The sequence below is a fragment of the Rhodococcus sp. EPR-147 genome, from assembly GCF_001647185.1.
Classification (GTDB): Bacteria; Actinomycetota; Actinomycetes; order Mycobacteriales; family Mycobacteriaceae; genus Rhodococcoides.
Genome location: NZ_LVCU01000395.1, coordinates 1 through 23,230, shown reverse-complemented (window position 1 = coordinate 23,230; position 23,230 = coordinate 1). Strand labels below are relative to the sequence as shown.

The window sequence follows — 23,230 nt, the reverse complement described above, 5'->3', positions numbered from 1 at the left end:
ACGCTCTTCGGTGCGGAACACCGAGGCGTTGTTGTCCATCGACTGCTGCATCTCGGTACGGATGTCGGCTGCGCGCTCGTGTCCGTGGTCGGAGAGGATCAGCTCCAGCCAGTCCTGCACCATCTTCGCCGGCTCCTCGGGGAGCGGGGTGAAGTCGACCGAGTTCGCGTACTCGGCCGCCGCGATGCCGGCACGACGTCCGAAGACGTTGATGTCGAGCAGCGAGTTGGTGCCGAGACGGTTGGCTCCGTGCACGGAGACGCAGGCACATTCGCCGGCCGCGTAGAGGCCGGGGACGATGTCCTCGTTGTTGCGCAGAACCTCGCCGCGGATCTTCGTGGGGATGCCGCCCATGACGTAGTGGCACGTCGGGTAGACGGGCACCGGCTCCTTGACGGGGTCGACACCGAGGTACGTGCGAGAGAACTCCATGATGTCCGGGAGCTTCTCGTCCAGAACTTCCTCGGGGATATGCGTGACGTCGATGTAGACGTAGTCCTTGTTCGGGCCGCCACCGCGTCCTTCGAGCACCTCGAGCACCATCGAGCGCGCGACGATGTCGCGGGGCGCGAGGTCCTTGATGGTCGGTGCGTAGCGCTCCATGAAGCGTTCACCCGACTCGTTGCGCAGGATTCCGCCCTCACCGCGCACGGCCTCGGAGATGAGGATGCCCAGGCCTGCGAGACCTGTCGGGTGGAACTGGTGGAATTCCATGTCCTCCAAGGGAAGGCCCTTGCGGAAGACGATGCTCATGCCGTCACCGGTGAGGGTGTGGGCATTGGAGGTGGTCTTGTAGATCCGGCCCGAGCCTCCGCTGGCGAAGATGATCGACTTCGCATGGAAGATATGCAGCTCACCGGTGGACAGCTCGTAGGCGATGATTCCGGTCGCGACGGGACCGTCGTCGGTCTCGGTCAGACACAGATCCAGTGCGTAGAACTCGTTGTAGAACTCGACGTCGTGCTTGACGCAGTTCTGGTAGAGCGTCTGCAGGATCATGTGGCCGGTGCGGTCGGCCGCGTAGCACGCACGACGCACGGGAGCTTTGCCGTGATCGCGGGTGTGGCCACCGAAGCGCCGCTGATCGATCTTGCCCTCGGGTGTCCGGTTGAAGGGAAGGCCCATCTTCTCGAGGTCGAGAACCGCGTCGATGGCTTCCTTGGCCATGATCTCCACCGCGTCCTGGTCGGCGAGGTAGTCGCCGCCCTTGACGGTGTCGAACGTGTGCCACTCCCAGTTGTCTTCCTCGACATTGGCCAGGGCGGCACACATGCCACCCTGGGCTGCGCCGGTGTGCGAGCGCGTGGGGTAGAGCTTGGTCAGTACGGCTGTGCGAGCACGGGGTCCGGCCTCGATCGCAGCACGCATACCGGCACCGCCTGCGCCGACGATCAGTACGTCGTAACGATGTTCCTGCATGTAAGCGTCAGTGTCCTTAGCTCGCCGTGATGTTGGGATCGAACGTGAAGATGACGTACGTGCCGACGCCCATGATGAGGATCATCGACAGCACCAGCAGCGTGGTCAGCCAGAATCGCGTCGAATCCTTGCGGGAGTAGTCCGCGATGATCGTGCGCAGGCCGTTGCCGCCGTGCAGCTGCGCCAGCCACAGCATCGTCAGGTCCCAGAACTGCCAGAACGGGCTGGCCCAACGACCGGCGACGAAAGCGAAGTTGATGCGGTGCACACCGTCGTCGAGCATCAGCATGATGAACATGTGGCCCAGGACGAGCACGACGAGTGCCAGGCCGGAGAAGCGCATGAACAGCCATGCGTAGAGCTCGAAGTTGCCCTTGCTCTGCCGCCGCGGCGAACGCGGGTTGGCCAAGCTGGCGGGACGGTCGTAGTTCGTGCCGAGGACCTTGGCCTCGGGACCCTGCGTCGACATCAGTGACCACCCGCCGTGAACATGTTGTAGAAGATTCGTCCCGCGCCGGGGATCATGACGACGAGCCAGATGACTGCGATCGCCCACAGCATCGGCTTTTGGTACTGCGGTCCCTTGGACCAGAAGTCGATCAGCATCACGCGGATGCCGTTCAACGCGTGGTACAGCACTGCCGCGACGAGGCCGATTTCCATCAGGCCGACGAGCGGGGTCTTGTAGGTCTCGATGATGGCGTCGTACGTCTCGGGGTTGACCCGAACCATCGCCGTGTCGAGAACGTGGACGAACAGAAAGAAAAAGACCAGAACGCCTGTGATGCGGTGCAGAACCCAGGACCACATGCCCGGGTCCCCGCGGTACAGAGACCGCTTGCGCTCCTTGACCGGAGCGACTTCCGTCGTGCTACTCATCGAGTGCAATGCCTCCAACGTCGTTGGTGGACGCATCGAGCCCCGGTGGCCGGTCTTGCCTGGCTCGATTTGTCGCGATTCGGCCCTAGTGCTGGTTGTACTAGCCGCTTACTGGAAACTGTAAACCCATTCGAAACACGGAACTAATTCGACTCGAGGTTCGTACGGTGCCGAAATGCGGTGTTAGGTTTGCCTTCCCAATTGATGAATGCTCATCGGACCGGATCTCTGCATCAATTCAGACACCGTGATTGGATGGTTCACCATGAACGAAATCGACTGGAAGACGTTGCGCGACAATGCTCATGAGGCAATGGGCCGTGCCTACGCCCCATACTCGAACTTTCCGGTCGGTGCGGCGGCTCTGGTGGACGACAATCGGATAGTCACCGGGTGCAATGTGGAAAATGTCTCATACGGTTTGGGGCTCTGCGCGGAGTGCGGGTTGGTGTCCAACCTGCACTCGACCGGCGGCGGCAGACTCGTCGCCTTTTCCTGCTGCGATTCCAGGCGTGAAATTCTGATGCCGTGCGGGCGATGCCGACAGCTGCTGTACGAGTTCGGCGGCCCGGATCTGCTCGTCGACACCGTCTCGGGACCGGCTCGACTGGCAGAGTTGCTCCCGAATGCTTTCGGCCCCGACAACCTCGACGAAGGACGCGTGAACAACCATGCCTGACGCCGTATCCATCATCAGCGCCAAGCGAGACGGGCGCGTTCTCGACGACGAACAGATCGAATGGGTGATTGCGGAGTTCACCCGCGGATCCGTCGCGCCGGAACAGATGTCGGCTCTCGCGATGGCTGTTCTGTGGCGTGGATTGTCGCGTCGCGAGCTCGGTACGTGGACGAACGCGATGATCGCGTCGGGTACCCGAATGGACTTCTCGGCACTGCCGCTGCCCACCGTCGACAAGCACTCGACCGGTGGTGTCGGAGACAAGATCACGCTGCCGCTGGCTCCGCTCGTCGCCGCCTGCGGTGCGGCAGTGCCGCAGCTGTCGGGTCGAGGACTCGGACACACCGGCGGAACGCTCGACAAGCTCGAGTCCATCCCCGGCTGGCGAGCGGATCTGAGCGGTGAGGAGATGCATCGCATCCTGGCCGATCCGGCGATCGGTGCTGTCGTGTGCGCTGCCGGTGCCGATCTGGCTCCGGCCGACAAGAAGCTCTACGCACTGCGCGACGTGACGGGAACGGTCGAATCGATCCCGCTGATCGCCAGCTCGATCATGAGCAAGAAGATCGCGGAGGGCACCGGGGCGCTCGTGTTGGATGTCAAGGTCGGTGCCGGTGCGTTCATGAAGAACGTCGACGACGCACGTGAACTGGCCACAGCGATGGTCGAGCTCGGAACCGATGCGGGCGTGCGGACTCTGGCGGTGCTGACGGCGATGGACACCCCGCTCGGGCTCACCGCGGGCAACGCGCTCGAGGTGGAGGAGTCGGTCGAGGTTCTCGCCGGAGGTGGCCCGGCCGACATCGTCGAGCTGACGATCACGCTGGCGCGCACGATGCTCACCGCGGCCGGGATCGAGGGCATCGATCCGGCCGACAAGCTCGCCGACGGTTCGGCCATGGATCGGTGGCGAACGATGATCGCCGCGCAGGGCGGCGATCCCGATGCCGCACTACCTGTCGCCCGGGAGAGCCAGGACTTCACCGCCACCGCCGACGGCGTCGTCACCGGGTTGGACGCAATGGGCGTCGGGCTCGCGGCCTGGCGACTGGGCGCGGGCCGCGAGCGACAGGGTGAGCCGGTGCAGAGCGCTGCCGGTGTGCGGCTGCACGCCAAGCCCGGCGATCGGGTACGTGCTGGGGATCGACTGGCGACGCTGTACACCGACACCCCCGAGCGCTTCGAGTATGCGCAGCAGGCACTCGAATCCAGTTGGGAGATAGGGGCCACGGCCTCGCAGCCGAGGCCCCTGGTGATCGACCGCATCGGTCGGTGAGGAGCTCGGGCAGTAGCGAGCCCGGTCAGATCAGGTTGCCTGCCTCCGTCAGCACGCTGCGCAGGATCTGCTCCATCTCGTCGAACTCCTTCTGGCCGCAGATCAGCGGTGGTGCCAGCTGTACCACCGGGTCGCCGCGGTCGTCGGCGCGGCAGTACAGCCCGGCGTCGAACAGCGCGGTGGACAGGAATCCGCGAAGGATGCGCTCTGCTTCGGCATCGCTGAACGTTTCCTTCGTGGCCTTGTCCTTGACCAACTCGATGCCGTAGAAGAATCCCTCGCCGCGGACGTCGCCGACGATCGGCAGGTCGTGCAGTTTCTCGAGCGTGGCACGGAACGCCGGGGCGTTGTCTGCGACGTGCGCGTTGATGCCCTCGCGCTCGAAGATGTCGAGGTTGGCCATGGCAACGGCGGCGGAGACGGGGTGGCCGCCGAAGGTGTATCCGTGTGCGAAGCTCGACGTGCCGTCGTCGAACGGCTCGAAGAGCTTGTCGGAGGCGATCATTGCGCCGATGGGGGAGTAGCCCGAGGTCAATCCCTTGGCGCAGGTGATGATGTCCGGTACGTAGCCGAAGTCGTTGCACGCGAACATCGATCCGATCCGGCCGAACGCACAGATCACCTCGTCCGAAACCAGGAGTACGTCGTAGCGGTCGCAGATTTCACGGACGCGCTCGAAGTATCCGGGCGGGGGAGGAAAGCAACCCCCGGCATTCTGAACCGGCTCGAGGAACACCGCGGCCACCGAATCGGGGCCCTCGAATTCGATTGCCTCGGCAATCCGGTCCGCGGCCCAGATTCCGAATGCTTTCGGATCTGTGTCCAGGGGAGCGGGGGCGCGGTAGATGTTGGTGTTCGGCACTCGAAACGCGCCCGGCGTCAGCGGCTCGAACGGTTCCTTGAGCGCGGGGATTCCGGTGATGGCCAGCGCACCCTGCGGGGTGCCGTGGTAGGCGATCGCTCGCGAGATCACCTTGTGCTTACCGGGCTTGCCGACTTTCTTGAAGTACTGCTTGGCCAACTTCCATGCGCTCTCGACGGCCTCGCCGCCACCGGTGGTGAAGAAGACCCGGTTCAGGTCGCCGGGGGCGTAACCGGCGAGCCGTTCGGCAAGTTCGATGGCCGGTTCGGTGACGTACGACCACAATGGGAAGAACGCCAGTTCTTTGGCCTGCTTGGCTGCGGCCTCGGCCAGTTCTTCACGGCCGTGTCCCACCTGGACCACGAACAGCCCCGACAGACCGTCGATGTAGCTCTTTCCGTTGGAATCCCAGATGGTCGAGCCTTCCCCGCGGGTGATGATCGGGGGAGTGACCCCTGCGCCGTGGCGGGTGAAGTGGCCCCACAGGTGCTTGGCTGCGGAAGCATCGAGTTCGGCTGTCGTTCGTGTCATCGTGTTCCCCAATTGTATTGCTGCTTGACGAGTTTGAGATAGACCAGGGTTTCGGTGCTGGTGACGCCGTCGAGACTTCTGATCTGCTTGTTCAGGATCTGCAGGAGTTGTTCGTCGTCCTCGCACACCACTTCCACGACGACGTCGAACGACCCTGCGGTGAGGACGACGTAGTCGATCGCATCGATCGCCGACAGTTCCTCGGACAGGGCGTAACTGTCGCCGGTGCACTTGATGCCGATCATGGCCTGCCGCTTGAATCCGACCTGCACCGGATCGGTCACCGCGACGATCTGCATGACGCCGGAGTCCGTCAGGCGCTGAACTCGTTGACGGACAGCCGCTTCCGAGAGTCCGACGGCTTTGCCGATGGCGGCGTACGAGCGACGCCCGTCCTCTTGGAGTTGCTCGATGATCGCCTTGGAGACGTCGTCGAGTGCGATGGGCGGTTGCTCGGGCATGGCTCGATCTTGTCACTGTCGTGGCCGTGAACACAACCCGTCCACGATGAAAAGCGTGTCAATTTTCGATTCAAACGACAGAATCAGTTGTCGAAAGGCTCGAAACAGAGAGAATCAGTGGGTTCGACGGTACTCTGCAGGCATGGCGAACATTCCTGGTTGTTGGATCGACGGACGCGCGGTCGACGGTGGCGGTGATCGGTACGAGGTCGACGATCCCGCGACCGGAGCTGTCGTTGCCGACGTCGGTTTGGCCACTGCCGGGGACGTCGATTCGGCTCTCGCGCATGCTCGATCGGCTTTTCCGTCATGGTCCACCGCCACCGCCACCCCCGCGCACCGCAGCGCCGTGTTGATGGAACTGGCGCGTCTCGTTACGGCCGACACGGAGAACTTCGTGTCCGAGGAAGTGGCGCAGACCGGCAAATCGACAAGGCTGGCAACCGAATTCGACGTTCCGGGCAGCATCGACAACATCGAGTTCTTCGCCGGAGCGGCGCGGCACCTGGACGGCAAGGCTGCTGCGGAGTACTCGGGTGAGCACACCTCCGCCATCCGCCGGGACGCCGTCGGAGTGGTCGGGTCGATCACTCCGTGGAACTATCCGCTGCAGATGGCGGTGTGGAAAGCGATACCGGCGTTGGCGGCCGGGTGTTCCATCGTGCTCAAGCCCAGTGAACTCACGCCGCTGACCACCCTGCGGCTGGCGCGCTTGGCTACCGAGGCAGGCGTGCCCGACGGGGTGTTCAACGTCGTCACCGGAACCGGAGTGGACGCCGGAGTCGCGCTGTCCTCCCATGCCGGACTGGACCTGATGACGTTCACCGGCTCCACTCCCGTCGGCAGGCGCGTGATGGCGCAAGCCGCCGCGCACGGCACGCGGGTGCAGCTCGAGCTCGGCGGCAAGGCACCGCTGGTGGTGTTCGACGACGCCGACCTCGACGCAGCCATTCACGGTGCCGTCGCGGGATCGTTGATCAACGGCGGCCAGGACTGCACGGCGGCCACCCGCGCCATAGTCGCCGAATCCCTGTACGAGGACTTCGTCGCCGGAGTCGCCGAGTTGATGGGGCGCGTCGTCGTGGGAGACCCGAGGGATCCGGCAACCGACATGGGATCGTTGATCTCCGTCGCGCACAGAGATCGGGTGGCTGCGATGGTGGACCGGGCCCGCGACGCGGGTGCCAGGGTGGTGACCGGAGGCCGTGTCCCCGAGGGGCGAGGCGCGTTCTACCCGCCCACCCTGATCGCCGATGTCGGTGAGCAGGACGAGATCTATCGCGACGAGGTGTTCGGTCCGGTGCTCACGGTGTCCACGCATCACGGGGACGACGACGCGATCCGACGCGCCAACGACACCGAGTTCGGACTCGCCGCCTCGGCGTGGACCCGCGACCTGTACCGCGCGGGCCGAGCGACGCGGGAGATCGCCGCCGGCTGTGTATGGATCAACGACCACATCCCGATCATCAGCGAGATGCCACACGGTGGATTTGGGGCCTCGGGTTTCGGCAAGGACATGTCCAGTTACTCGCTCGACGAGTACCTCACCGTCAAGCACGTCATGACCGACATCACCGGTGTGGCCCGAAAGCCTTGGCACCGAACGGTCTTCGCGTCCGTCGACGCTGCAACGCAGGGAGATGCCCGATGAACGCACCGTGGGCAACCACCCCCACCGACCGCGGCGTGACCATGGTGGCCGGCGCGGCACCGGAGTCCTACTGGCTCGATCGTCCCGAACGCCCGGCACCACGGACTCGGCACACCGGTTCGACTGCAGCGGATCTGGTGATCGTCGGCGGCGGATTCACCGGACTGTGGGCGGCTCTGCATGCGGCAGAGGAGAACCCGAACCGATCGATCGTGCTGCTCGAAGGCGACCGCATCGCCGAGGGCGCAACGGGACGCAACGGCGGCTTCTGTGCGGCCAGCCTGACGCACGGACTGGGCAACGGACTCGACCGCTACGCCGACGAACTACCGGAACTGCTGCGGATGGGCACCGAGACGCTCGACGCGATCTGCGCGACTGCGGACAGGTACGGGATCGACGCCGACATCGAACGCACCGGCGAGCTCGACATCGCCAATTTCGACTGGCAGGTGGACGACCTGCGGGAGCTCGGCGACGAGGGGAGGCGACTGGCGCAGCCGATGGAATACCTCGACGCCGCTGCCGTGCAGTCCAGGATCACCTCACCGATGGCGCGCGGTGCACTGTTCGACCCCGATGTCGCGATGATCGACCCCGCCAAACTCGCCTGGGGCCTGGCCGACGCGGCCGAGTCGCTCGGCGTTCGCATTCACGAGAACACTCGGGCGCTGTCGATCGGCAAGTCCGGCACAGGTATTCGAGTCAAGACGGGCTACGGCACCATCGAGGCAGGCAAGGTGCTGCTGGCCACCTCGGCATCGAAATCGTTGCGTCGCAAACTCCGTCACTGGATCGTCCCGGTGTGGGACTACGTGATCATGACCGAACCACTGACGTCGGCGCAGCTCGCAGACATCGGCTGGTCCGGCCGCGAAGGATTGGCCGACTCCGGCAACCGATTCCACTACTTTCGGTTGACGGCCGACAACCGCATCCTGTTCGGCGGGTGGGATGCGCACTACTTCTACGGTGGCGACACCGACCCACGCCGAACCCAACATCCCGAAGAGTTCGCTTTGCTCGCCGAACACCTGCTGCAGATGTTCCCGAGCCTCGAGGGAATCCGCGCCACCCACGCCTGGGGCGGATCGATCGACACGTGCTCGCGGTTCAGCGCCTTCTGGGATCTCGGCATGAACGGACGGGTGGCCTCGATCGCCGGGTTCACCGGCCTGGGCGTCGGCGCGTCGCACTTCGGTGCCCGCACCGCCCTCGATCTGCTCGACGGCAAGGACACCGAACGAACACGCCTGAAGATGGTGCGCAGCATGCCGTTGCCGTTCCCACCCGAGCCCCTCAAGTCGATCGGGATCAACATCACCCGCGCGGCATTCGCCCGAGCCGATCGCAACGGCGGTAAACGAGGACTGTGGCTCAAGGGCATGGACGCGCTGGGTCTGGGCTTCGACAGTTAGAGCGGCTGCGCCGCACGTGCACGGAAACTCGACCTCTGCTACGAGCTTCTGCTCACGTGCGGCGAAGCCGCTCTACTCGTGCGGAACGACGATCACCGGCACCGGGGCGGCACGCAGAATCTTCGCCGCACTCGAACCGAGGAACACCCGCTTGGGAGTGGCCAATCGACTCGAGCCGAGGAACAGCACATCGCCCGGCTTCCAATCGAGGTTGCCCATCGCCTCGGCCAGCGTCGATCCGTCGGCGACGATCGACTCCAGGCCGTCGATATCGGGGAGCGTGCGCACCGCGTGGTCGAGATTGTCCTGCGCGGCAGCGACCTGTCGTCGCCGCGTATCCAGCGAGGTCTCGTCACTCGGGGCCCCGGTCGGCTCGAGCGAGACCAGCGAGACCAAGCGCACCGGCACGTGCGCCGCACTGGCAATGGTGATCGCGAACGGCAACGGATTCGGGGCGGACGCTCGGGTCGGTACTGCGACGGTGAGGTCGGTGATCGGTGCGTTCGAGAGCCGGTAGCCCCGAGGTGCGAGTGCCAGCGGAACTTCGGAGGCGTGCAGGAGCTGGCCGGCAACCGAACCGACGGAATGCCGATTCAGCAAGCCGTCGCCGGCTCCGCCGACGACGATCATGTCCGCATCGGTCTGCACCGCGAAGTCGATCAGGGCACGGGCGAAGGACTCGTGCGAGAGCACGTGCGTTGTCACCTCGATGCCCGACGGCACCTGGGCGGCCGCGTCGGCCACCCAGCCCTCGGCCTTGGCCGCGAGAACTTTTCGATACGGTCCACTGCCTTCCATGACCGGTTCGTCCACGGCCATGACCAGCACGATGTCGATGGACGCGTCGAGGGCGCGGGCGAGGGCGGTGGCCAGGGCTACGCCGTCGTCGCCGCTGGGAGTGGCGAGATAGCCGACGGTGATCTTCATGAATGGGGTGTCCTTCTCTACTGGTAAGTGTCCGGAACCTTGACTTCGGTGGACGCGGTGAGTGTCTTGCCCTGGAAGAAGTCCTTGTTGCCCACGAAGCACAGCAGCATGAGCGGAATTCCGAGTACCAGCATGCCGACGCCGAGGACGAACACACCGCCGATCGGACCGTAGACGGTGTAACCGTAGTCGGGCTTGATCATGTCGACCGCGCTCTGCACGAACGCCCACGTCATCGACAGCCCGCCGAGGAGCGGAAAGATGCCGCGCATGAACAGGTTTCGGACGGACGAGAAGAGCGTGCGACGGAAATACCAGGCGCACGCGTACGCGGTGATGCCGTAGTAGAACGCGACCGCGAGCCCGAGTGATGCCACCGAATCCTGCAGCGCGTTGGCGCTGACGAAAGTGAGCACCAGATAGAACATCAGCGCCGCGGCACCCATCACGAGCGTGCCGAAGCCGGGCGTCATGTACTTCGGGTGCACGCTGGCGAACCGCTTGGGGATCGCTTCGTACACGGCCATCGACAATGTTCCGCGGGCCGTGGGCAGGATGGTCGTCTGCGTGGAGGACAGTGCCGAGATGGAGACGGTCAGCAGTAGCAGCGACGCGACGATCGAACCCGCGACCGGATCGCCGAGAATGGTGAGCACATCGTCGACGTTGTCCGGGTTGTTCAGGCCGATGCCGGTGTCGCCGAACCCGGCGAACGACTGCACGGCGTATCCGACGAGCACGTAGGTGGCCACGAGAATGAGCGTGGTGATCACCGCGGCGCGTCCCGGAGTCTTCTCCGAATCCTTCGTTTCCTCGCCGACGGCAAGGCAGGCGTCCCATCCCCAATAGATGAAGATGCACAGGATGATGGCCTGGGCCGCGTCGGACATCGTCACTCCGGTGGGAACCAACCAGCTCCACTGGGGCGTGATGGCTTGCGGTCCCGCGGTCCCGGTACCCACCTTGACCAGAGCAGTCACCGACACTCCGATGAGCACCCCGAACTGCACGACCAGCAACACGTTCTGCATGCGTTCGCTGATGAGGATGCCGCGAAAGCTGACATAGGTCATCGAGACGATGAAGAACGAACCGAGGGCGACCTTGGCTGCGGTCGACTCCGCCAACCCGGACAGTCCCAGGAACTCGAACAGATAGATGGCAGCGATCTCGGCGACGTTGGCCAGCACGATGATCGCCGAGACGGCCAGCCCCCACCCGGCCATCCAACCGACCCAGGGCCCGAATGCCTTGGTACCCCAGGTGAACGACGTGCCGCAGTCCGGTGTGTCACGCCCGAGTTCGCGGTAGGCGAAGGCGGTGAGCAGCATCGGAACGAAGGCGATGAGGAACATCGAGGGCGCTTTGTCGCCGACGGCCAGAACCACGTAACCGAGGGTCGCGGCGAGGCTGTAGGCCGGGGCCACCGCCGACAAGCCGATGACGATGTTGCCGACCAGCCCGAGAGCGCCGGTGTTGAGTCCTTTACCCGGAAGGGTGTTCGGCGGTTCCACAGTGGACATAGATCTCTCCGAGGTTCGAGACGACCGAGGACGTCGGAGGGGACCCGACAGAATCGGCCGCGCGTGTGTGCTGAACACTACGATTTCCGTCGCAGATCCGCTGTGTATCGACGGAATTGTTTTCATTGGAGAAACAATGCAACGAAATAGGTCGCAGAAGCGGCGAAGTTCGGGGGAATCCGCGGACTCGCCGAGTGGTGATGACAGACGCGCGTGCGTGCGAGCCGCACGCTACCGTCGTCACATGAGCACCGCGGAGAACACTCAGTCCTCGATCGGTGGCAGTGCGCCACTCGATCTCGCGTCGATCAGGACAGCTCCCAAGGCGTTGCTGCACGATCACCTCGACGGCGGACTCCGCCCGCAGACCGTGTTGGAACTGGCCGACGAATGCGGCTACGGCGATCTTCCCGCCACCGACGGCGCGGCATTGGGCGAGTGGTTCCGCGACGCGGCGGACAGCGGCTCGCTCGTGCGGTACCTCGAGACGTTCGCGCACACCGTTGCCGTGATGCAGACTCCCGAAGGACTGTTCCGGGTGGCGCGCGAATGCGCCGAGGATCTGGCCGACGACGGCGCCGTGTACGCCGAGGTTCGCTTCGCGCCGGAACAGCACCTCGAGCGCGGACTGACTCTCGACGAGGTCGTCACCCATACGCTCGCCGGCTTCGAGGCAGGGATCTCCGCGGCCAAGGTGCGCGGCAAGAACATCACGATCGGCACCTTGCTCACCGCGATGCGGCACGCGGCGCGTTCGCGGGAAATCGCCGAACTGACGGTCCGGTTCCGTGACCGCGGCGTCGTGGGCTTCGACATCGCCGGTGCCGAAGCGGGCTTCCCTCCCAGTCGCCACCTCGACGCCTTCGAATACATGCGAGCGAGCAACGCGCACTTCACCATTCACGCTGGAGAGGCGTTCGGTCTGCCGTCGATCCAGGAAGCAGTGGCGTTCTGCGGCACCGACAGGCTCGGTCACGGGGTTCGGATCACCGACGACATCACCACCGACGCCGACGGCACACCCGAGCTCGGCCTGCTCGCCGCCTACGTCCGCGACACACGGATGCCCCTGGAACTGTGCCCGAGCTCGAACGTCCAAACCGGTGCTGTCGAGTCGTTGGCGACCCACCCGTTCGATCTGCTTGCCCGATTGCGATTCCGGGTCACCGTCAACACCGACAACCGCTTGATGAGCGATACGTCGATGAGTCGAGAGATGGTCAAGCTCGTCGAGACCTTCGGCTACGGCTGGAGCGATCTCGAGCGATTCACCATCAACGCGATGAAGTCGGCGTTCCTGCCGTTCGACGAGCGGCTGGCGCTGATCGACGACGTCATCAAGCCGGGTTACGCGGTGCTGATCGGCTGATCGAGCAGCCCCGGGGGCCGGCTACTTCTTGCGCAGTCGGCTCTCGAACTCGCGCTCGAGGGCGCGCCACGCTTCGGCCTCGACGTCGAACGGTGCGCTCGGCGCGAGCCGGTCGGGACTGGGCTCGAGGGCGTACGAGACGTACCAACCCAGTGGCGTGGACGTGGCGAGTGCTTCGTCGACGGAATCATCACCGGCGAAATCTGCGGCGTCGGTGAACAATTCGACGGCCAGATCCAACTGGTCGACGTCCACCGCGGTGGGCCCTTCGGCGAGATCGTCGGCCAGGCCGGGCAGGACGTACACGTTGTCGTCGGTGATCTCGATGTCGAGGGAGCCGTCGATGGCGGCGGTCTGAACATCGGAGTAGGTGCTGACCTGTGCCAGATCGTGATCGTGATCATCGGCCAGGTAGCGGGCCAACGAACGCTCGGAACCGAAGACGCTGATGGCACCGCCGCGACCGAGGAACACCGGCTTGTCGCCGAGGTAGCACCGCAGGGTGTAGAGCGTGTCGTCCGAGGTGATGATGCGAATCGGGTCGATGCCGACGGTGGTCCAGAAGGTATCTTCGGCCGCGGCTGCGGCGATCGGATCGCGATCCACCTCGGCGGAGTCGTCGTCTTCGTCGTCGTCGTCCGAATCGGAGTCGATGTCGTCCGTGACGTCATCGGCGTCGACGGCGTTCTCGGCAGCTGCGGTGATCTCGGCTTCGGCGACGGCAACGGCAGCGGAGTCGACATCGGGGGAGGTGACGATGGAGTCGACCGCGTCGAGCACGTCGTCCCAGTGCTTGGCGACCGCTGCACCGATGCGGTCCCACAGTTCACCGCCCTCGCGACCGAGGAAGTTCTCGACGCCTCCGCCGACTGCCCCGACGAAAGGGTTGGATCCGAAAAAGCTTGTGACCGGTCGCAGTTCGCAGACGTCGCCGATGGAGGAGACGATGTCGAAGGTGGCCTGCAGTTCGGCGAGAACGTCGGCTTCGGGATCGGAGGCCACCAACTCCGGCAGGGCGACCAGATCGAAGCGGTGCAGATCGTCGGGCTCGAGTTCGTGTGCGGCGAGTGCGGAGACCACCTTCCACGACGGATGGTCGACGAGGTCGTTGTCGTCGTCGGACCTGACGAATGCCGCGAGCTCTGCGACGGTCGAGAATCCGTACAGGTCTTCCTCGTGTCCGAGGAATGCCTCCCACTCGTCGTCGCCTTCTCGCCACTCCGGTGCCCACAGTGTCGAGAAGTCACCGGCGGTGAGACCGAGTTCGATCGGGATGATGTCTCCAGCCATGGCGCGAAGCCTATCTCAGGAGTCTGTGAACGAACCCTGCAGACTTTGCAGGATCACCTCGCGCTGGTCGAGCGCGGCACGTGCTGCGTCGGCAGCGACGGCGGTGATCGTCGACGCGAGTGCATGAGCGGCAACCGATCCGAGGTTCTCGGCGAGTTCGAGCTCGACCAGGGCGCCGGACCCGTCGACGACGACAAACACCAGACCGTCCGGCGAGGTGAGTCGAATTCTGATGCGGTCCAGTCGCTCGTGCGTTTCGCGAAGTGCGTCCAGCCGGTGCTGGGCACTGCCGACCAGAGCGTCGAGTTCGGTGGTGTGGGCGTGGGTCATACCTGCTTCAACCAACTCGTGGGTGCGGAGTCCCCTGCGAGATGCTCGTTCGCTTCGGCGGCGACTCGGGCACGGGTGGGCAGACCGAGACGATTGAGAACCTCGGTGGGAACGCCGTCCTCGGCGAGGAGGGTGCGCCGCTGAGCTCGTGCGGCCGCACTCGCCCGTACACAGTGCTCGAGAATCGTCGACGCCAAAGCGCCTCCGCTGTAGCGCAGTTCGCGTTCGTCGATCGCGATCCCGATCGGCAGTCCGTGTTCGGTGGCGCGCACCGTCACCGAGCCCGATCGTGTTCCCGATACGGCACTGACGACGGTGATGTCCGAGTCCGTCACTGGCCGGCCCTTCATTCGGTCGGACGGTAGAAGCCCTTGAAGCCCATACCGCTGTTGGTCGTTCTGATCGGCCCCACCTGCACCGGGTCGCCTGCCTCGACGAGCTGACCGTTGCCGATCACCATGGCCACGTGTCCGTCCCAGACGGCGAGGTCACCGGGCATCACCTCACCCGGTGCCACGGCGGAGCCGATGTCCTGTTCCTGTGCCAGACGCGGGATCTCGACGCCCTGCTGTGCATACGCCCACTGGGTCAATCCGCTGCAGTCGAGTCCGCTGCCCGGCGTGGTGCCGCCCCACGCGTAGGGCACGCCCTGTTGGGTCAGTGCGCTACGGACGGCACCTGCGGCTTCGGCGTTGGGTGCGGTGACGGTACTGCCGTCCGGTAGCCGGATCTCGACTCCCCGGCCGGTGCTGTCTGGGGTTCGGTAGGGATCGGTGCCCGGATTGCCCAGGTAGTTATGGGCACCGCCGCCACCGACACCGCTGCTCGGTGACTCGGCTCCGGCGGCGGGGGAGGAGACGGACTGCGCGAACGTCTTCGCCAGCTTCTCGCCTGCTTCGATCACCTGTGATGTCGGGGGCGAGGTCATGAGATTCGAGGGTGAGCCGGGGGACGATGTCGGTCCGCCGCCGACGGGGCCGGGAACTGTCGGGGGAGCGGCCAGATCGCCGACTTTCGCGGTGTGGACGGCCAACTCGCCCCGCACGCGCGCCACGACCACGAGCGCTCGTTCGAGGTGTTCGATGGCCGCCGTGATCAGCATGGTCTGCCCCGGCGGGGTGGCGATGATCGGTCCGGCCGACAGTGCGATTCCCACGAACGAGTGCACGATCGACTGCAGTTCGAGAAAGCCTCGATTGGTGTCGCGGCAGGCCTGGTCGACCACGGCAGCGATGTCGTCGGCGTGGTCGGCGAGGGCAAGTGCGCTCGTATGAGCGTTCTCGGCGTACCGAATGGCCGCGTCGGCGGCGTCACCGTTCCAGTTCGCCGCGAGCTCGGTGATCGCGACCCTGCCGATTCCCTGGGCCGCCTCGATCGCTGCCGAGGACACGCGCAGTACGTCGGCCGGACCGCCGGTGGGGAGCGCCCCGTTGCCGAAGGCTCCGAGCAGATCGACGATGGGACGGGCCAGCAGATCGATCATCGGCGCTTACCGCTCGTCCTGTGCGATACCGGCGGCCGAGGCCGCAACGGTTGCGCCGGTTCCGGCATCGGTGAGGGCGTACGACACCGCGGATGCGGTGGCCGAGGAACCGATGCTCGCCACCGTGCTCGCGAGGCGCACGACGGCGTCGGTGTGCGCCAGATGGGTGCCGGTGACCGCACCGAGAAACTCCTGTCCGATCAGACCGAAGACCGGAGCCAGCACCGCGGGGCCGCACGCGGCGGCGGCAGCACTTGCCGCGGCGATCTGCTCGGCCATGGTCGACGCCACCGCACCGTACGCGAGGACCCCCTCGGTTTCGACGACGAGCTCGGCCATCAGTGCCCCCTCAGAATGCGATCGATTCACGGTCGCCGAGTGCGACGCCCAATTGGTTCGACGCGGCTACGTGCCATTCGGTTCCCCCGAGTTGCCGTTCGCGTCCTGCCGCCCAGGTCCTATCCTTGTCGGCATGGAAACACACGTGGTCGATCACCCACTGGCCGCAGCCCTGCTCACCACGATGCGGGACGAGCGCAGCGACAATGCCACGTTCCGGTCGGCTCTGCGTCAGCTCACTCACATGCTGGTCTACGAGGCCACTCGCGACGCTGCGATCGACACCTTCGAGGTACGCACGCCCGTCGCGGTCACCGAGGGCACCAGGCTGGCGCGACCGCCGTTGCTGGTCCCGGTTCTGCGCGCAGGCCTCGGCATGGTCGAGAAGGCCAGTAGCCTCATCCCGCAGTCCCGCGTCGGTTTCGTCGGAATGGCCCGTGACGAGGAAACCCATCAGCCCGTCCCGTACATGGAATCCCTGCCGGACGACCTGTCGCAGACGCCCGTCTACGTGCTGGACCCGATGCTCGCCACCGGCGGATCCATGGTCCACACGATCGAACTGCTCGTCGGCCGCGGTGCGGCGGACGTCACCGCCATCTGCGTCGTGGCCGCTCCCGAAGGAGTTGCCGCGCTCGAAGCCTCGGGACTGCCGGTGCGACTGGTGGCAGCGAGCATCGACGACGGCCTCAACGACAACGCCTTCATCGTTCCCGGCCTCGGTGACGCGGGCGATCGTCAGTTCGGTCCGCGCTGACTCCCTCTGTCGCAGGTCGATTGGTTCTCGGCGTCTCCTGGCCATCGGAGGCGTCACCTACACCGCGACCGAGATTGCGGGTGCTCGATGTCGACACCGAGCAGATCGAGTTCCACGAACTGGTCGGCCGCAGGCTCGGTTTCCGTGCGCCGGGTGCTTCGACCGATCGGTACTGCACCGGGCGCATGGCATTTCGGGCCGACGGCCCGCCGCGCTACGTGCCGTGCCCCGGTCGGGAGCGGGCCGTCGCGTCGGGACAGTGCGCGACGTGCGCCGACAAGGACAGCTTTCGATTCGTGCACACTGTGCATCGCAGCGGATTCGTCTCGCGTGATCTGGAAAAACATGTGATGCAACCGCATTGGCTGTACCTTGCGGCGTTCGCCAACGGCACCTTCAAGATCGGGACGGCGGCGGACACGCGCAAATGGGGTCGGCTCGCCGAGCAGGGTGCCATCTGCGCGCAGTACGTCGCCCATGCCGACGACGGCAAGGCCGTCCGGGTGGCCGAGGACCTCGTGACCGAATCGATGGGGCTACGGCAGGCCGTGCGGTCCGCGGCGAAAGCCGCGTCGCTGTGTCTGCCGATCGACGTGGACAGGCTCGAGGCCGCCGTCGCCGTCCGGGCCCAGCAGGTCCGCGAGATGCTGACCGAGGCCGGCGTCGCCGGATGCACCCCGATCGACGAACCATGGGTCCCGCCCGCAGGCCGGGAGGCATTGAGCGAGAACGTCAGCCGCGTCGCCTACCCCGCGGATGTCGCAACCGGTTCCCACGGACTCGAGATCAGGACATGCGTCGGGCAGGCGGTGATCGCGACCGTCGACGACGAGACCTACGTCGTGGATCTTGCGCCGTTGAAGGGTCGGCGAATCGAACTCGGGGCCTTCACGTCCGATCTGCCTGCGGTGCAGTCGGCGCTGTTCTGACGTTCGGGTCGTCGACGCCTAGAGGTGCTGGGCGAAGTCGGTCAGTTCGGCCAGGATCTCGGCTGCTGCCGCCCGCGCTCTCGGTAGGTCCTCGGGGGCGTCGACGTGCTCGATCACTTCGAGGTAGGCCTTGAGCTTGGGTTCGGTGCCGGACGGCCGCACGATCACCCGCAGCCCTGATCCGCTGATCTCGACTGCGTCGGTGCGTAATTCGTCGTCGCGCTGGGCGTAGTCCAGAACGGTGACCGTCCGGCCGGACAGTTCCGTCGGCGGTGCGCTGCGCAACCGGTGCATCATGTTCCCGATGTCGGCGAGGTCCGCGACCCGCCGCGAGACCTGCGCGCCCAGGTGAACCCCGAACTCGACGGCGAGGTCGTCGAGTACGTCGAGCAGGGTGCGACGATCCTGCTTCAGGCCGGCGGCCAGATCTGCGAGCACCACCGCGGCCGAGATACCGTCCTTGTCGCGCACCACGTTCGGATCCACGCAGTGCCCGATGGCCTCCTCGTAGGCGTACACCAGGCCTTCGCCCGCGCGGACGAGCCATTTGAATCCGGTCAGGGTGCGGGCATAGCGAGCGCCGCGCGCCGGAGCGAGCGCCGAGAGCAGTTGCGACGAGACGATCGTGTTGGCCACCAGCGAGTCGGCGGGCGCATCGGCGAGGAGATGGTTCGCGAGCAGAGCCCCGGTCTCGTCGCCGGTCAGCATGCGCCACCCGCTGTCCGTCGGCACCCCGACCGCACAGCGATCGGCGTCGGGGTCGAGGGCGATCGCGATATCGGCGTCGATGTCCGCCGCCAGCGCGAGCACGGCGTCGGCCGCTCCTGGCTCCTCGGGGTTGGGAAACGTGACGGTCGGAAACGCTGGATCGGGCTCGAACTGCTCCTCGACCACCCGGATGTCGCGGAACCCCGCGCCCCGCAGTGCTGCCGTCGCAAGTTCACCGCCGACACCGTGCAGGGGAGTCAATGCGATGCGGATGTCGCGACCCCTCGAACGTGGCAGTGCGACAACGGAATCGAGATACCGAGAAGCGATGTCGGAGCCGCCGGGCTGGACTATCGCGCGCGGAATCTCGATCGCGTCGGGAGTGGCCTCGATGAGCGCTTCGATCTGGGCGTCGCTCGGCGGGATCAGTTGCGAGCCGCCGCGGAGATACACCTTGTACCCGTTGTCCGCAGCGGGATTGTGCGACGCGGTGATCTGCACGCCGAGCTCGGCATCGAGTGCCCGCACCGCGAAGGCGACGACGGGGGTCGGGAGCGGCCGAGGCAGCATCACCACCGAAAAGCCTCGAGCGGAGAAGGTTTCGGCGGCCGCGAAGGCGAACTGTTCGGAGCCGTTCCTGGCGTCGCGACCGACCACGACGGTGGACCCACCCAGACCGTTCTCGACCAACCAGGCTGCGATGCCGGCCGAGGTTTTCGTCACCACCGCCACGTTCATCCCGTTCGGTCCCGCGCGCACCGGGCCACGAAGACCTGCGGTACCGAACGTCAGCGGTCCGCTGAACCTGTCGGCGAGTTCGGCATCGGGCAGGCCGTCGAGTTCTTCGCGAGCAGCGGGGTCGGGATCGCCTGCGATCCATCGTTGTACTCGCTCGGTGAGATTCTCGGTCACAGGCGGGAGACCAACTCGTGCAACAGCGATCCCATGCGGACAGCGGACTCCTTGCCTGCAGCGAGTACTTCGGTGTGATTCAGGTGCTCACCGGTCATTCCGGCCGCGAGATTGGTCACCAGCGAGATGCCCAGGACGCGTGCGCCTTTCGCTCGCGCGGCGATCGTCTCGTGCACGGTCGACATCCCTACGAGGTCCGCACCGAGTGTGCGCAGCATTCTGATCTCGGCGGGCGTCTCGTAGTGCGGACCGGGAAGGCCGGCATAGACGCCGTCCTCGAGCGACGGATCGATGTCGGCCGCAAGGGCCCGAAGTTCGGGGGAGTACGCGTCGACCAGATCGACGAACTCCGCCCCGACGAGGGGCGAACGAGCCGTCAGATTGAGGTGGTCCGAGATCAGTACGGGCTGCCCGACGCTCATGCCGTCTCGGATACCGCCTGCAGCGTTGGTCAGCACGACGGTCGTGGCACCTGCCGCGATCGCGGTCCGCACCGGATGCACGACGCGTCGCAGGTCGTGCCCCTCGTAGGCATGCGTGCGTCCCTGCAGCAGCAGTGTGTGGGTGCCGCCGACGTCCACCGAGGTGATGGTGCCGGAGTGGCCCGACGCCGACGGTGGCGCGAACCCGGGCAGGTCGGCCATGCGCACGGTCGCGGTGGGGGAGCCGAAGACGTCGGCTGCCGCCTGCCATCCGGAACCGAGAACGACGGCCACGGTGTGGGTGTCGACTCCGGTTGCTGCGGCGAGTGCGTCGGCGGCGGTGCGCGCGGCACCCTCGGGATCGGTCACGGGGTCGGTCGCATGTGCGTCGGTGGTTGCCACGATGAACAACAGTAGGAGATCGACGCCACGGATGTGCGACCGGCGGAAGTTACTGTTGGGTAGTATCCGCTGCATGCCTTATCTCGAACGCGACGGTGACGTCCACATCCTGTTCCTCGGTGCCCAGAACGGGGCGGACAATCCCGAGAATCGGTTCCATCCGGACTGGATCGACGCCACCCATGCGTTGCTCGACGAGGTCGAGGCCTCGACCGGTCCGGCGGCGCTGGTCACCACGTCGGCGGGCAAGTTCTACAGCAACGGCCTCGACACCGACTGGCTGTTCGCCAACCTGGACAAGATCACCTGGTATCTCGACCGCGTGCACACTCTCTACACCCGGTTGCTCGCTTTTCCGATGGCCACCGTCGCTGCTGTTCAGGGCCACGCCTTCGGCGCGGGCGCGATGTTCGCCACCTCCCACGACTTCCGCATCCAACGCGTCGATCGCGGCTTCTACTGCCTGCCCGAGGTGAACCTGAACATGCCGTTCACCGTCGGAATGTCTGCTCTGATCAACTCCCGGCTGCCCAAGCAGACCGCCGTCGAGGCGATGACGACCGGTCGCCGGTACGGCGGTGCCGACGCCGTGGCTGCCGGAATCGTCGAGGCGACGGCGGCGGAGGAGTCGCTGGTGTCCGACGCGGTCGCCAAGGCCGCCGCACTGACGAGCACCCGGGGTGCCAACCTGGCCGGCATCAAGGCTCGCATGCACGTGGATCTGCTCGCCGCGCTGAACACTGCGACCGACGACAGCAACTTCAGCTTCGGGAAGTAGTCACTCGGCACAGCTGTTCCGACAGTCGGTCGCGCTAGTGACACACTGTCTCTCGTGATCGACGAATCGAACAGTGCCGACGTGGGTGAGGCGATGGACCGCGCCCTGGCCGACGCCACCGACGAAGTGGTTGCGCTCTCGCACTCGATCCACGCGGAACCGGAGCTGGCGTTCGCCGAACATCGCAGCGTCGCCAAGATCCTCGACACGCTCCGGGCCCACGATTTCGAGATCGAGACGGCCGTCGCAGGCATCGACACCGCGTTCACCGCGTCGTTCGGCAGCGGCGATCTGGTGATCGGAATCTGTGCGGAGTACGACGCCCTGCCCGAGATCGGTCATGCGTGCGGGCACAACATCATCGCGGCCTCGGCTGTGGGTGCTGCGCTTGCGCTCGCTCCGGTCGCCGACGCGCTCGGGATCACCGTGCGAGTGCTCGGTACCCCGGCCGAGGAGACCGGCGGCGGCAAGGTCTTGATGCTCGAGCGCGGAGTGTTCGACGACGTCGGCGCGGCGTTGATGGTCCATCCCGGTCCCTTCGACATCGTGGGTGCGACCTCGCTGGCGCTGGCGGACATCGCGGTCAAGTTCACCGGCCGTGCCGCGCACGCGTCGGCTGCTCCCGAGTGGGGAATCAACGCAGGCGACGCGGTGACCATCAGTCAGGTGGCACTCGGGCTCCTGCGCCAGCATCTGTCGCCGGGTCAGCAGCTCCACGGCATCGTCAGCGACGGGGGTGTGGCACCGAACATCGTGCCCGGCCATGCCGAGCTGCTCTACTACCTGCGCGCGAACACCACCGAATCGCTGCACGCTCTGACGGCGAAGACGTACGCGTGTTTCGAGGCGGGAGCAATCGCCACCGGGTGCACTCACGAGATCCGCACGGTGTCGCCGACCTATGCGGCGTTGACGCCGGATTCGTGGCTGGCTGCGGCTTTTCGGCAGGAGATCGAAGCATTGGGCCGGTCGCCCTTGGCTCCGGATTTGGAAGGATTTCGCCCGTTGGGCAGCACAGACATGGGAAACGTGACGAATGTTCTACCCGGTATTCATCCCGTCGTCGGCCTCGATGCGGGAGGAGCGGTGACCCATCAGCCGGAGTTCGCCGCCGCGTGTGTCACCGAGTCGGCCGATCGAGCGTTGCTCGACGGAGCTCTCGGTCTCGCCAGAACTGCTGCGCGCGCCGCAGCCGATCCCGGTACTCGCGCCCGTCTGCTCGACGGCGTGACCGCTCGCTCGGCGGCGCAGTCGTGAGTACCCGCGAGGACGCGATCGATCGGTGGATTCACGCGCACACGGCAGATCTCTCGCTGTGGCGGCGGCACATTCACGCGAATCCGGAACTTGCTCGACGCGAATTCGGCACCACCGCGTTCGTGATGGAGCATCTCGAAGCGGCGGGTCTGTCGCCCAAGCCGCTCCCCGGTGGAACGGGGTTGATCTGCGACATCGGGCCCGACGGTCCGCGGGTGGCGTTGCGGGCGGACATGGACGCCCTGCCGCTGCAGGAGAACACCGGCGCGGTGTACTCGTCGACCGTGCCGGGGGTGTCGCACGCCTGCGGGCACGACGCACACACCACGGTGCTGCTCGCGACCGGATTGGCGCTGGCGTCACTGCCGGACCTGCAGTACGGGGTGCGCCTGATCTTTCAGCCCGCCGAGGAGGTCATGCCGGGCGGTGCGCTCGACGCGGTGGCCGCGGGAGCGCTCGACGGTGTCACCAAGATCTTTGCGCTGCACTGTGATCCGCGGCTCGAGGTGGGGCAGGTCGGCGTGCGCCTCGGTGCGATAACCTCTGCGGCCGACACCGTCGAGCTGCGGCTGGATTCGCCCGGCGGACACACCTCTCGGCCGCACCTGACCACCGATCTGATCTA

Annotated in this window: 24 protein-coding genes; 10 read left to right on the top strand and 14 right to left on the bottom strand. The window is 65.9% G+C overall.

Annotated features, from left to right (window positions below):
- The 3 genes from sdhA to sdhC form a co-directional block, all read right to left on the bottom strand.
- On the bottom strand, positions 1-1,419 hold a 1,419-nt coding region (sdhA, locus tag A2J02_RS17735; RefSeq protein ID WP_068051667.1), incomplete at its 3' end, for a succinate dehydrogenase flavoprotein subunit.
- Between the two features lie 16 nt (positions 1,420-1,435).
- Complete coding sequence (locus A2J02_RS17730; protein WP_032397462.1) at positions 1,436-1,888, bottom strand: succinate dehydrogenase hydrophobic membrane anchor subunit; 453 nt, start codon at positions 1,886-1,888, stop codon at positions 1,436-1,438.
- A complete protein-coding gene (gene sdhC, locus A2J02_RS17725) occupies positions 1,888-2,298 on the bottom strand; it encodes a succinate dehydrogenase, cytochrome b556 subunit (protein WP_082898767.1) in 411 nt (136 codons plus the stop codon). Before sdhC ends, A2J02_RS17730 begins: the two co-directional genes overlap by 1 nt.
- A gap of 265 nt (positions 2,299-2,563) precedes the next feature.
- Here sdhC and A2J02_RS17720 point away from each other — a divergent pair, with 265 nt between their 5' ends.
- Both A2J02_RS17720 and A2J02_RS17715 read left to right on the top strand, forming a co-directional pair.
- Positions 2,564-2,977: a cytidine deaminase gene (locus A2J02_RS17720; protein WP_037188964.1), complete on the top strand. Its 414-nt coding sequence runs from the start codon at positions 2,564-2,566 to the stop codon at positions 2,975-2,977.
- Entirely contained in the window at positions 2,970-4,253 is a 1,284-nt protein-coding gene (locus A2J02_RS17715; RefSeq protein WP_068051666.1) for a thymidine phosphorylase, read from the top strand. The genes A2J02_RS17720 and A2J02_RS17715 overlap by 8 nt, the downstream gene beginning before the upstream one ends.
- A gap of 25 nt (positions 4,254-4,278) precedes the next feature.
- Here A2J02_RS17715 and A2J02_RS17710 read toward each other — a convergent pair whose 3' ends face one another.
- Both A2J02_RS17710 and A2J02_RS17705 read right to left on the bottom strand, forming a co-directional pair.
- Positions 4,279-5,646: an aspartate aminotransferase family protein gene (locus A2J02_RS17710; protein ID WP_068051664.1), complete on the bottom strand. Its 1,368-nt coding sequence runs from the start codon at positions 5,644-5,646 to the stop codon at positions 4,279-4,281.
- The gene (locus A2J02_RS17705) at positions 5,643-6,107 is read right to left on the bottom strand and encodes an Lrp/AsnC family transcriptional regulator (RefSeq protein ID WP_032376836.1); all 465 of its coding nucleotides are present in this window, start codon (positions 6,105-6,107) and stop codon (positions 5,643-5,645) included. The genes A2J02_RS17710 and A2J02_RS17705 overlap by 4 nt, the downstream gene beginning before the upstream one ends.
- A gap of 142 nt (positions 6,108-6,249) precedes the next feature.
- Here A2J02_RS17705 and A2J02_RS17700 point away from each other — a divergent pair, with 142 nt between their 5' ends.
- On the top strand, positions 6,250-7,761 hold the full coding sequence (locus A2J02_RS17700) for a gamma-aminobutyraldehyde dehydrogenase (RefSeq protein ID WP_068051663.1): 1,512 nt from the start codon (positions 6,250-6,252) through the stop codon (positions 7,759-7,761).
- Positions 7,758-9,179 carry an NAD(P)/FAD-dependent oxidoreductase gene (locus A2J02_RS17695; RefSeq protein WP_068051661.1) on the top strand — a complete coding sequence of 474 codons (1,422 nt, stop codon included), beginning with the start codon at positions 7,758-7,760 and terminating at the stop codon, positions 9,177-9,179. The genes A2J02_RS17700 and A2J02_RS17695 overlap by 4 nt, the downstream gene beginning before the upstream one ends.
- Positions 9,180-9,251: 72 nt before the next feature.
- Here the strand turns inward: A2J02_RS17695 and A2J02_RS17690 are convergent, their stop codons facing one another.
- Complete coding sequence (locus tag A2J02_RS17690) at positions 9,252-10,106, bottom strand: universal stress protein (protein WP_068051659.1); 855 nt, start codon at positions 10,104-10,106, stop codon at positions 9,252-9,254.
- A 17-nt stretch (positions 10,107-10,123) separates the two neighbouring features.
- Entirely contained in the window at positions 10,124-11,629 is a 1,506-nt protein-coding gene (locus A2J02_RS17685) for an APC family permease (RefSeq protein WP_068051657.1), read from the bottom strand.
- 244 nt (positions 11,630-11,873) lie between these two features.
- Between A2J02_RS17685 and A2J02_RS17680 the strand changes: the two genes are divergently transcribed.
- On the top strand, positions 11,874-12,998 hold the full coding sequence (locus A2J02_RS17680; RefSeq protein ID WP_068051655.1) for an adenosine deaminase: 1,125 nt from the start codon (positions 11,874-11,876) through the stop codon (positions 12,996-12,998).
- Between the two features lie 21 nt (positions 12,999-13,019).
- Here the strand turns inward: A2J02_RS17680 and A2J02_RS17675 are convergent, their stop codons facing one another.
- The 5 genes from A2J02_RS17675 to A2J02_RS17655 are packed head-to-tail and all read right to left on the bottom strand — an operon-like array spanning position 13,020 to position 16,440.
- Entirely contained in the window at positions 13,020-14,288 is a 1,269-nt protein-coding gene (locus tag A2J02_RS17675) for a primosomal protein (RefSeq protein ID WP_068051653.1), read from the bottom strand.
- 15 nt (positions 14,289-14,303) lie between these two features.
- The gene (locus tag A2J02_RS17670; protein WP_068051651.1) at positions 14,304-14,618 is read right to left on the bottom strand and encodes a YbaB/EbfC family nucleoid-associated protein; all 315 of its coding nucleotides are present in this window, start codon (positions 14,616-14,618) and stop codon (positions 14,304-14,306) included.
- Positions 14,615-14,968, bottom strand: coding sequence for a hypothetical protein (locus tag A2J02_RS17665; protein WP_156516273.1), 354 nt, complete (start codon positions 14,966-14,968; stop codon positions 14,615-14,617). Before A2J02_RS17665 ends, A2J02_RS17670 begins: the two co-directional genes overlap by 4 nt.
- Entirely contained in the window at positions 14,965-16,101 is a 1,137-nt protein-coding gene (locus A2J02_RS17660; RefSeq protein ID WP_068051647.1) for a C40 family peptidase, read from the bottom strand. The genes A2J02_RS17665 and A2J02_RS17660 overlap by 4 nt, the downstream gene beginning before the upstream one ends.
- Positions 16,102-16,107: 6 nt before the next feature.
- A complete protein-coding gene (locus tag A2J02_RS17655) occupies positions 16,108-16,440 on the bottom strand; it encodes a type VII secretion target (RefSeq protein ID WP_156516272.1) in 333 nt (110 codons plus the stop codon).
- Between the two features lie 133 nt (positions 16,441-16,573).
- On the opposite strand from A2J02_RS17655, the gene upp reads away from it, so the two are divergent.
- Both upp and A2J02_RS17645 read left to right on the top strand, forming a co-directional pair.
- Positions 16,574-17,197: a uracil phosphoribosyltransferase gene (gene upp / locus A2J02_RS17650; protein WP_037188128.1), complete on the top strand. Its 624-nt coding sequence runs from the start codon at positions 16,574-16,576 to the stop codon at positions 17,195-17,197.
- An 80-nt stretch (positions 17,198-17,277) separates the two neighbouring features.
- A complete protein-coding gene (locus A2J02_RS17645; protein WP_231893807.1) occupies positions 17,278-18,126 on the top strand; it encodes a DUF2797 domain-containing protein in 849 nt (282 codons plus the stop codon).
- A gap of 18 nt (positions 18,127-18,144) precedes the next feature.
- Here A2J02_RS17645 and A2J02_RS17640 read toward each other — a convergent pair whose 3' ends face one another.
- Both A2J02_RS17640 and A2J02_RS17635 read right to left on the bottom strand, forming a co-directional pair.
- Positions 18,145-19,746: a phospho-sugar mutase gene (locus A2J02_RS17640; RefSeq protein ID WP_068051645.1), complete on the bottom strand. Its 1,602-nt coding sequence runs from the start codon at positions 19,744-19,746 to the stop codon at positions 18,145-18,147.
- Positions 19,743-20,645, bottom strand: a complete 903-nt coding sequence (locus A2J02_RS17635; protein ID WP_442971485.1) for a purine-nucleoside phosphorylase — start codon at positions 20,643-20,645, stop codon at positions 19,743-19,745. The genes A2J02_RS17640 and A2J02_RS17635 overlap by 4 nt, the downstream gene beginning before the upstream one ends.
- On the opposite strand from A2J02_RS17635, the gene A2J02_RS17630 reads away from it, so the two are divergent.
- The 3 genes from A2J02_RS17630 to A2J02_RS17620 form a co-directional block, all read left to right on the top strand.
- Positions 20,644-21,348, top strand: coding sequence for an enoyl-CoA hydratase/isomerase family protein (locus A2J02_RS17630; protein WP_068051643.1), 705 nt, complete (start codon positions 20,644-20,646; stop codon positions 21,346-21,348). The genes A2J02_RS17635 and A2J02_RS17630 overlap by 2 nt on opposite strands.
- A gap of 93 nt (positions 21,349-21,441) precedes the next feature.
- Positions 21,442-22,605, top strand: coding sequence for a M20 family metallopeptidase (locus A2J02_RS17625; RefSeq protein WP_068051669.1), 1,164 nt, complete (start codon positions 21,442-21,444; stop codon positions 22,603-22,605).
- The coding region (locus A2J02_RS17620) for an amidohydrolase (protein ID WP_156516271.1) at positions 22,602-23,230 on the top strand (629 nt) is incomplete at its 3' end. The genes A2J02_RS17625 and A2J02_RS17620, both read left to right, overlap by 4 nt.

Excerpts from the sequence above, each read along its gene's own strand:
- sdhC (WP_082898767.1), bottom strand. The coding sequence starts at position 2,298 with ATGAGTAGCACGACGGAAGTCGCTCCGGTCAAGGAGCGCAAGCGGTCT.
- A2J02_RS17635 (WP_442971485.1), bottom strand. The coding sequence starts at position 20,645 with ATGCAGCGGATACTACCCAACAGTAACTTCCGCCGGTCGCACATCCGT.
- A2J02_RS17730 (WP_032397462.1), bottom strand. The coding sequence starts at position 1,888 with ATGTCGACGCAGGGTCCCGAGGCCAAGGTCCTCGGCACGAACTACGAC.
- upp (WP_037188128.1), top strand. The coding sequence starts at position 16,574 with ATGGAAACACACGTGGTCGATCACCCACTGGCCGCAGCCCTGCTCACC.
- A2J02_RS17715 (WP_068051666.1), top strand. The coding sequence starts at position 2,970 with ATGCCTGACGCCGTATCCATCATCAGCGCCAAGCGAGACGGGCGCGTT.
- A2J02_RS17630 (WP_068051643.1), top strand. The coding sequence starts at position 20,644 with ATGCCTTATCTCGAACGCGACGGTGACGTCCACATCCTGTTCCTCGGT.
- A2J02_RS17680 (WP_068051655.1), top strand. The coding sequence starts at position 11,874 with ATGAGCACCGCGGAGAACACTCAGTCCTCGATCGGTGGCAGTGCGCCA.
- A2J02_RS17670 (WP_068051651.1), bottom strand. The coding sequence starts at position 14,618 with ATGACCCACGCCCACACCACCGAACTCGACGCTCTGGTCGGCAGTGCC.
- A2J02_RS17700 (WP_068051663.1), top strand. The coding sequence starts at position 6,250 with ATGGCGAACATTCCTGGTTGTTGGATCGACGGACGCGCGGTCGACGGT.
- A2J02_RS17720 (WP_037188964.1), top strand. The coding sequence starts at position 2,564 with ATGAACGAAATCGACTGGAAGACGTTGCGCGACAATGCTCATGAGGCA.
- A2J02_RS17690 (WP_068051659.1), bottom strand. The coding sequence starts at position 10,106 with ATGAAGATCACCGTCGGCTATCTCGCCACTCCCAGCGGCGACGACGGC.
- A2J02_RS17695 (WP_068051661.1), top strand. The coding sequence starts at position 7,758 with ATGAACGCACCGTGGGCAACCACCCCCACCGACCGCGGCGTGACCATG.
- A2J02_RS17705 (WP_032376836.1), bottom strand. The coding sequence starts at position 6,107 with ATGCCCGAGCAACCGCCCATCGCACTCGACGACGTCTCCAAGGCGATC.
- A2J02_RS17685 (WP_068051657.1), bottom strand. The coding sequence starts at position 11,629 with ATGTCCACTGTGGAACCGCCGAACACCCTTCCGGGTAAAGGACTCAAC.
- A2J02_RS17675 (WP_068051653.1), bottom strand. The coding sequence starts at position 14,288 with ATGGCTGGAGACATCATCCCGATCGAACTCGGTCTCACCGCCGGTGAC.
- A2J02_RS17710 (WP_068051664.1), bottom strand. The coding sequence starts at position 5,646 with ATGACACGAACGACAGCCGAACTCGATGCTTCCGCAGCCAAGCACCTG.
- A2J02_RS17655 (WP_156516272.1), bottom strand. The coding sequence starts at position 16,440 with ATGGCCGAGCTCGTCGTCGAAACCGAGGGGGTCCTCGCGTACGGTGCG.
- A2J02_RS17660 (WP_068051647.1), bottom strand. The coding sequence starts at position 16,101 with ATGATCGATCTGCTGGCCCGTCCCATCGTCGATCTGCTCGGAGCCTTC.
- A2J02_RS17625 (WP_068051669.1), top strand. The coding sequence starts at position 21,442 with ATGGACCGCGCCCTGGCCGACGCCACCGACGAAGTGGTTGCGCTCTCG.
- A2J02_RS17665 (WP_156516273.1), bottom strand. The coding sequence starts at position 14,968 with ATGAAGGGCCGGCCAGTGACGGACTCGGACATCACCGTCGTCAGTGCC.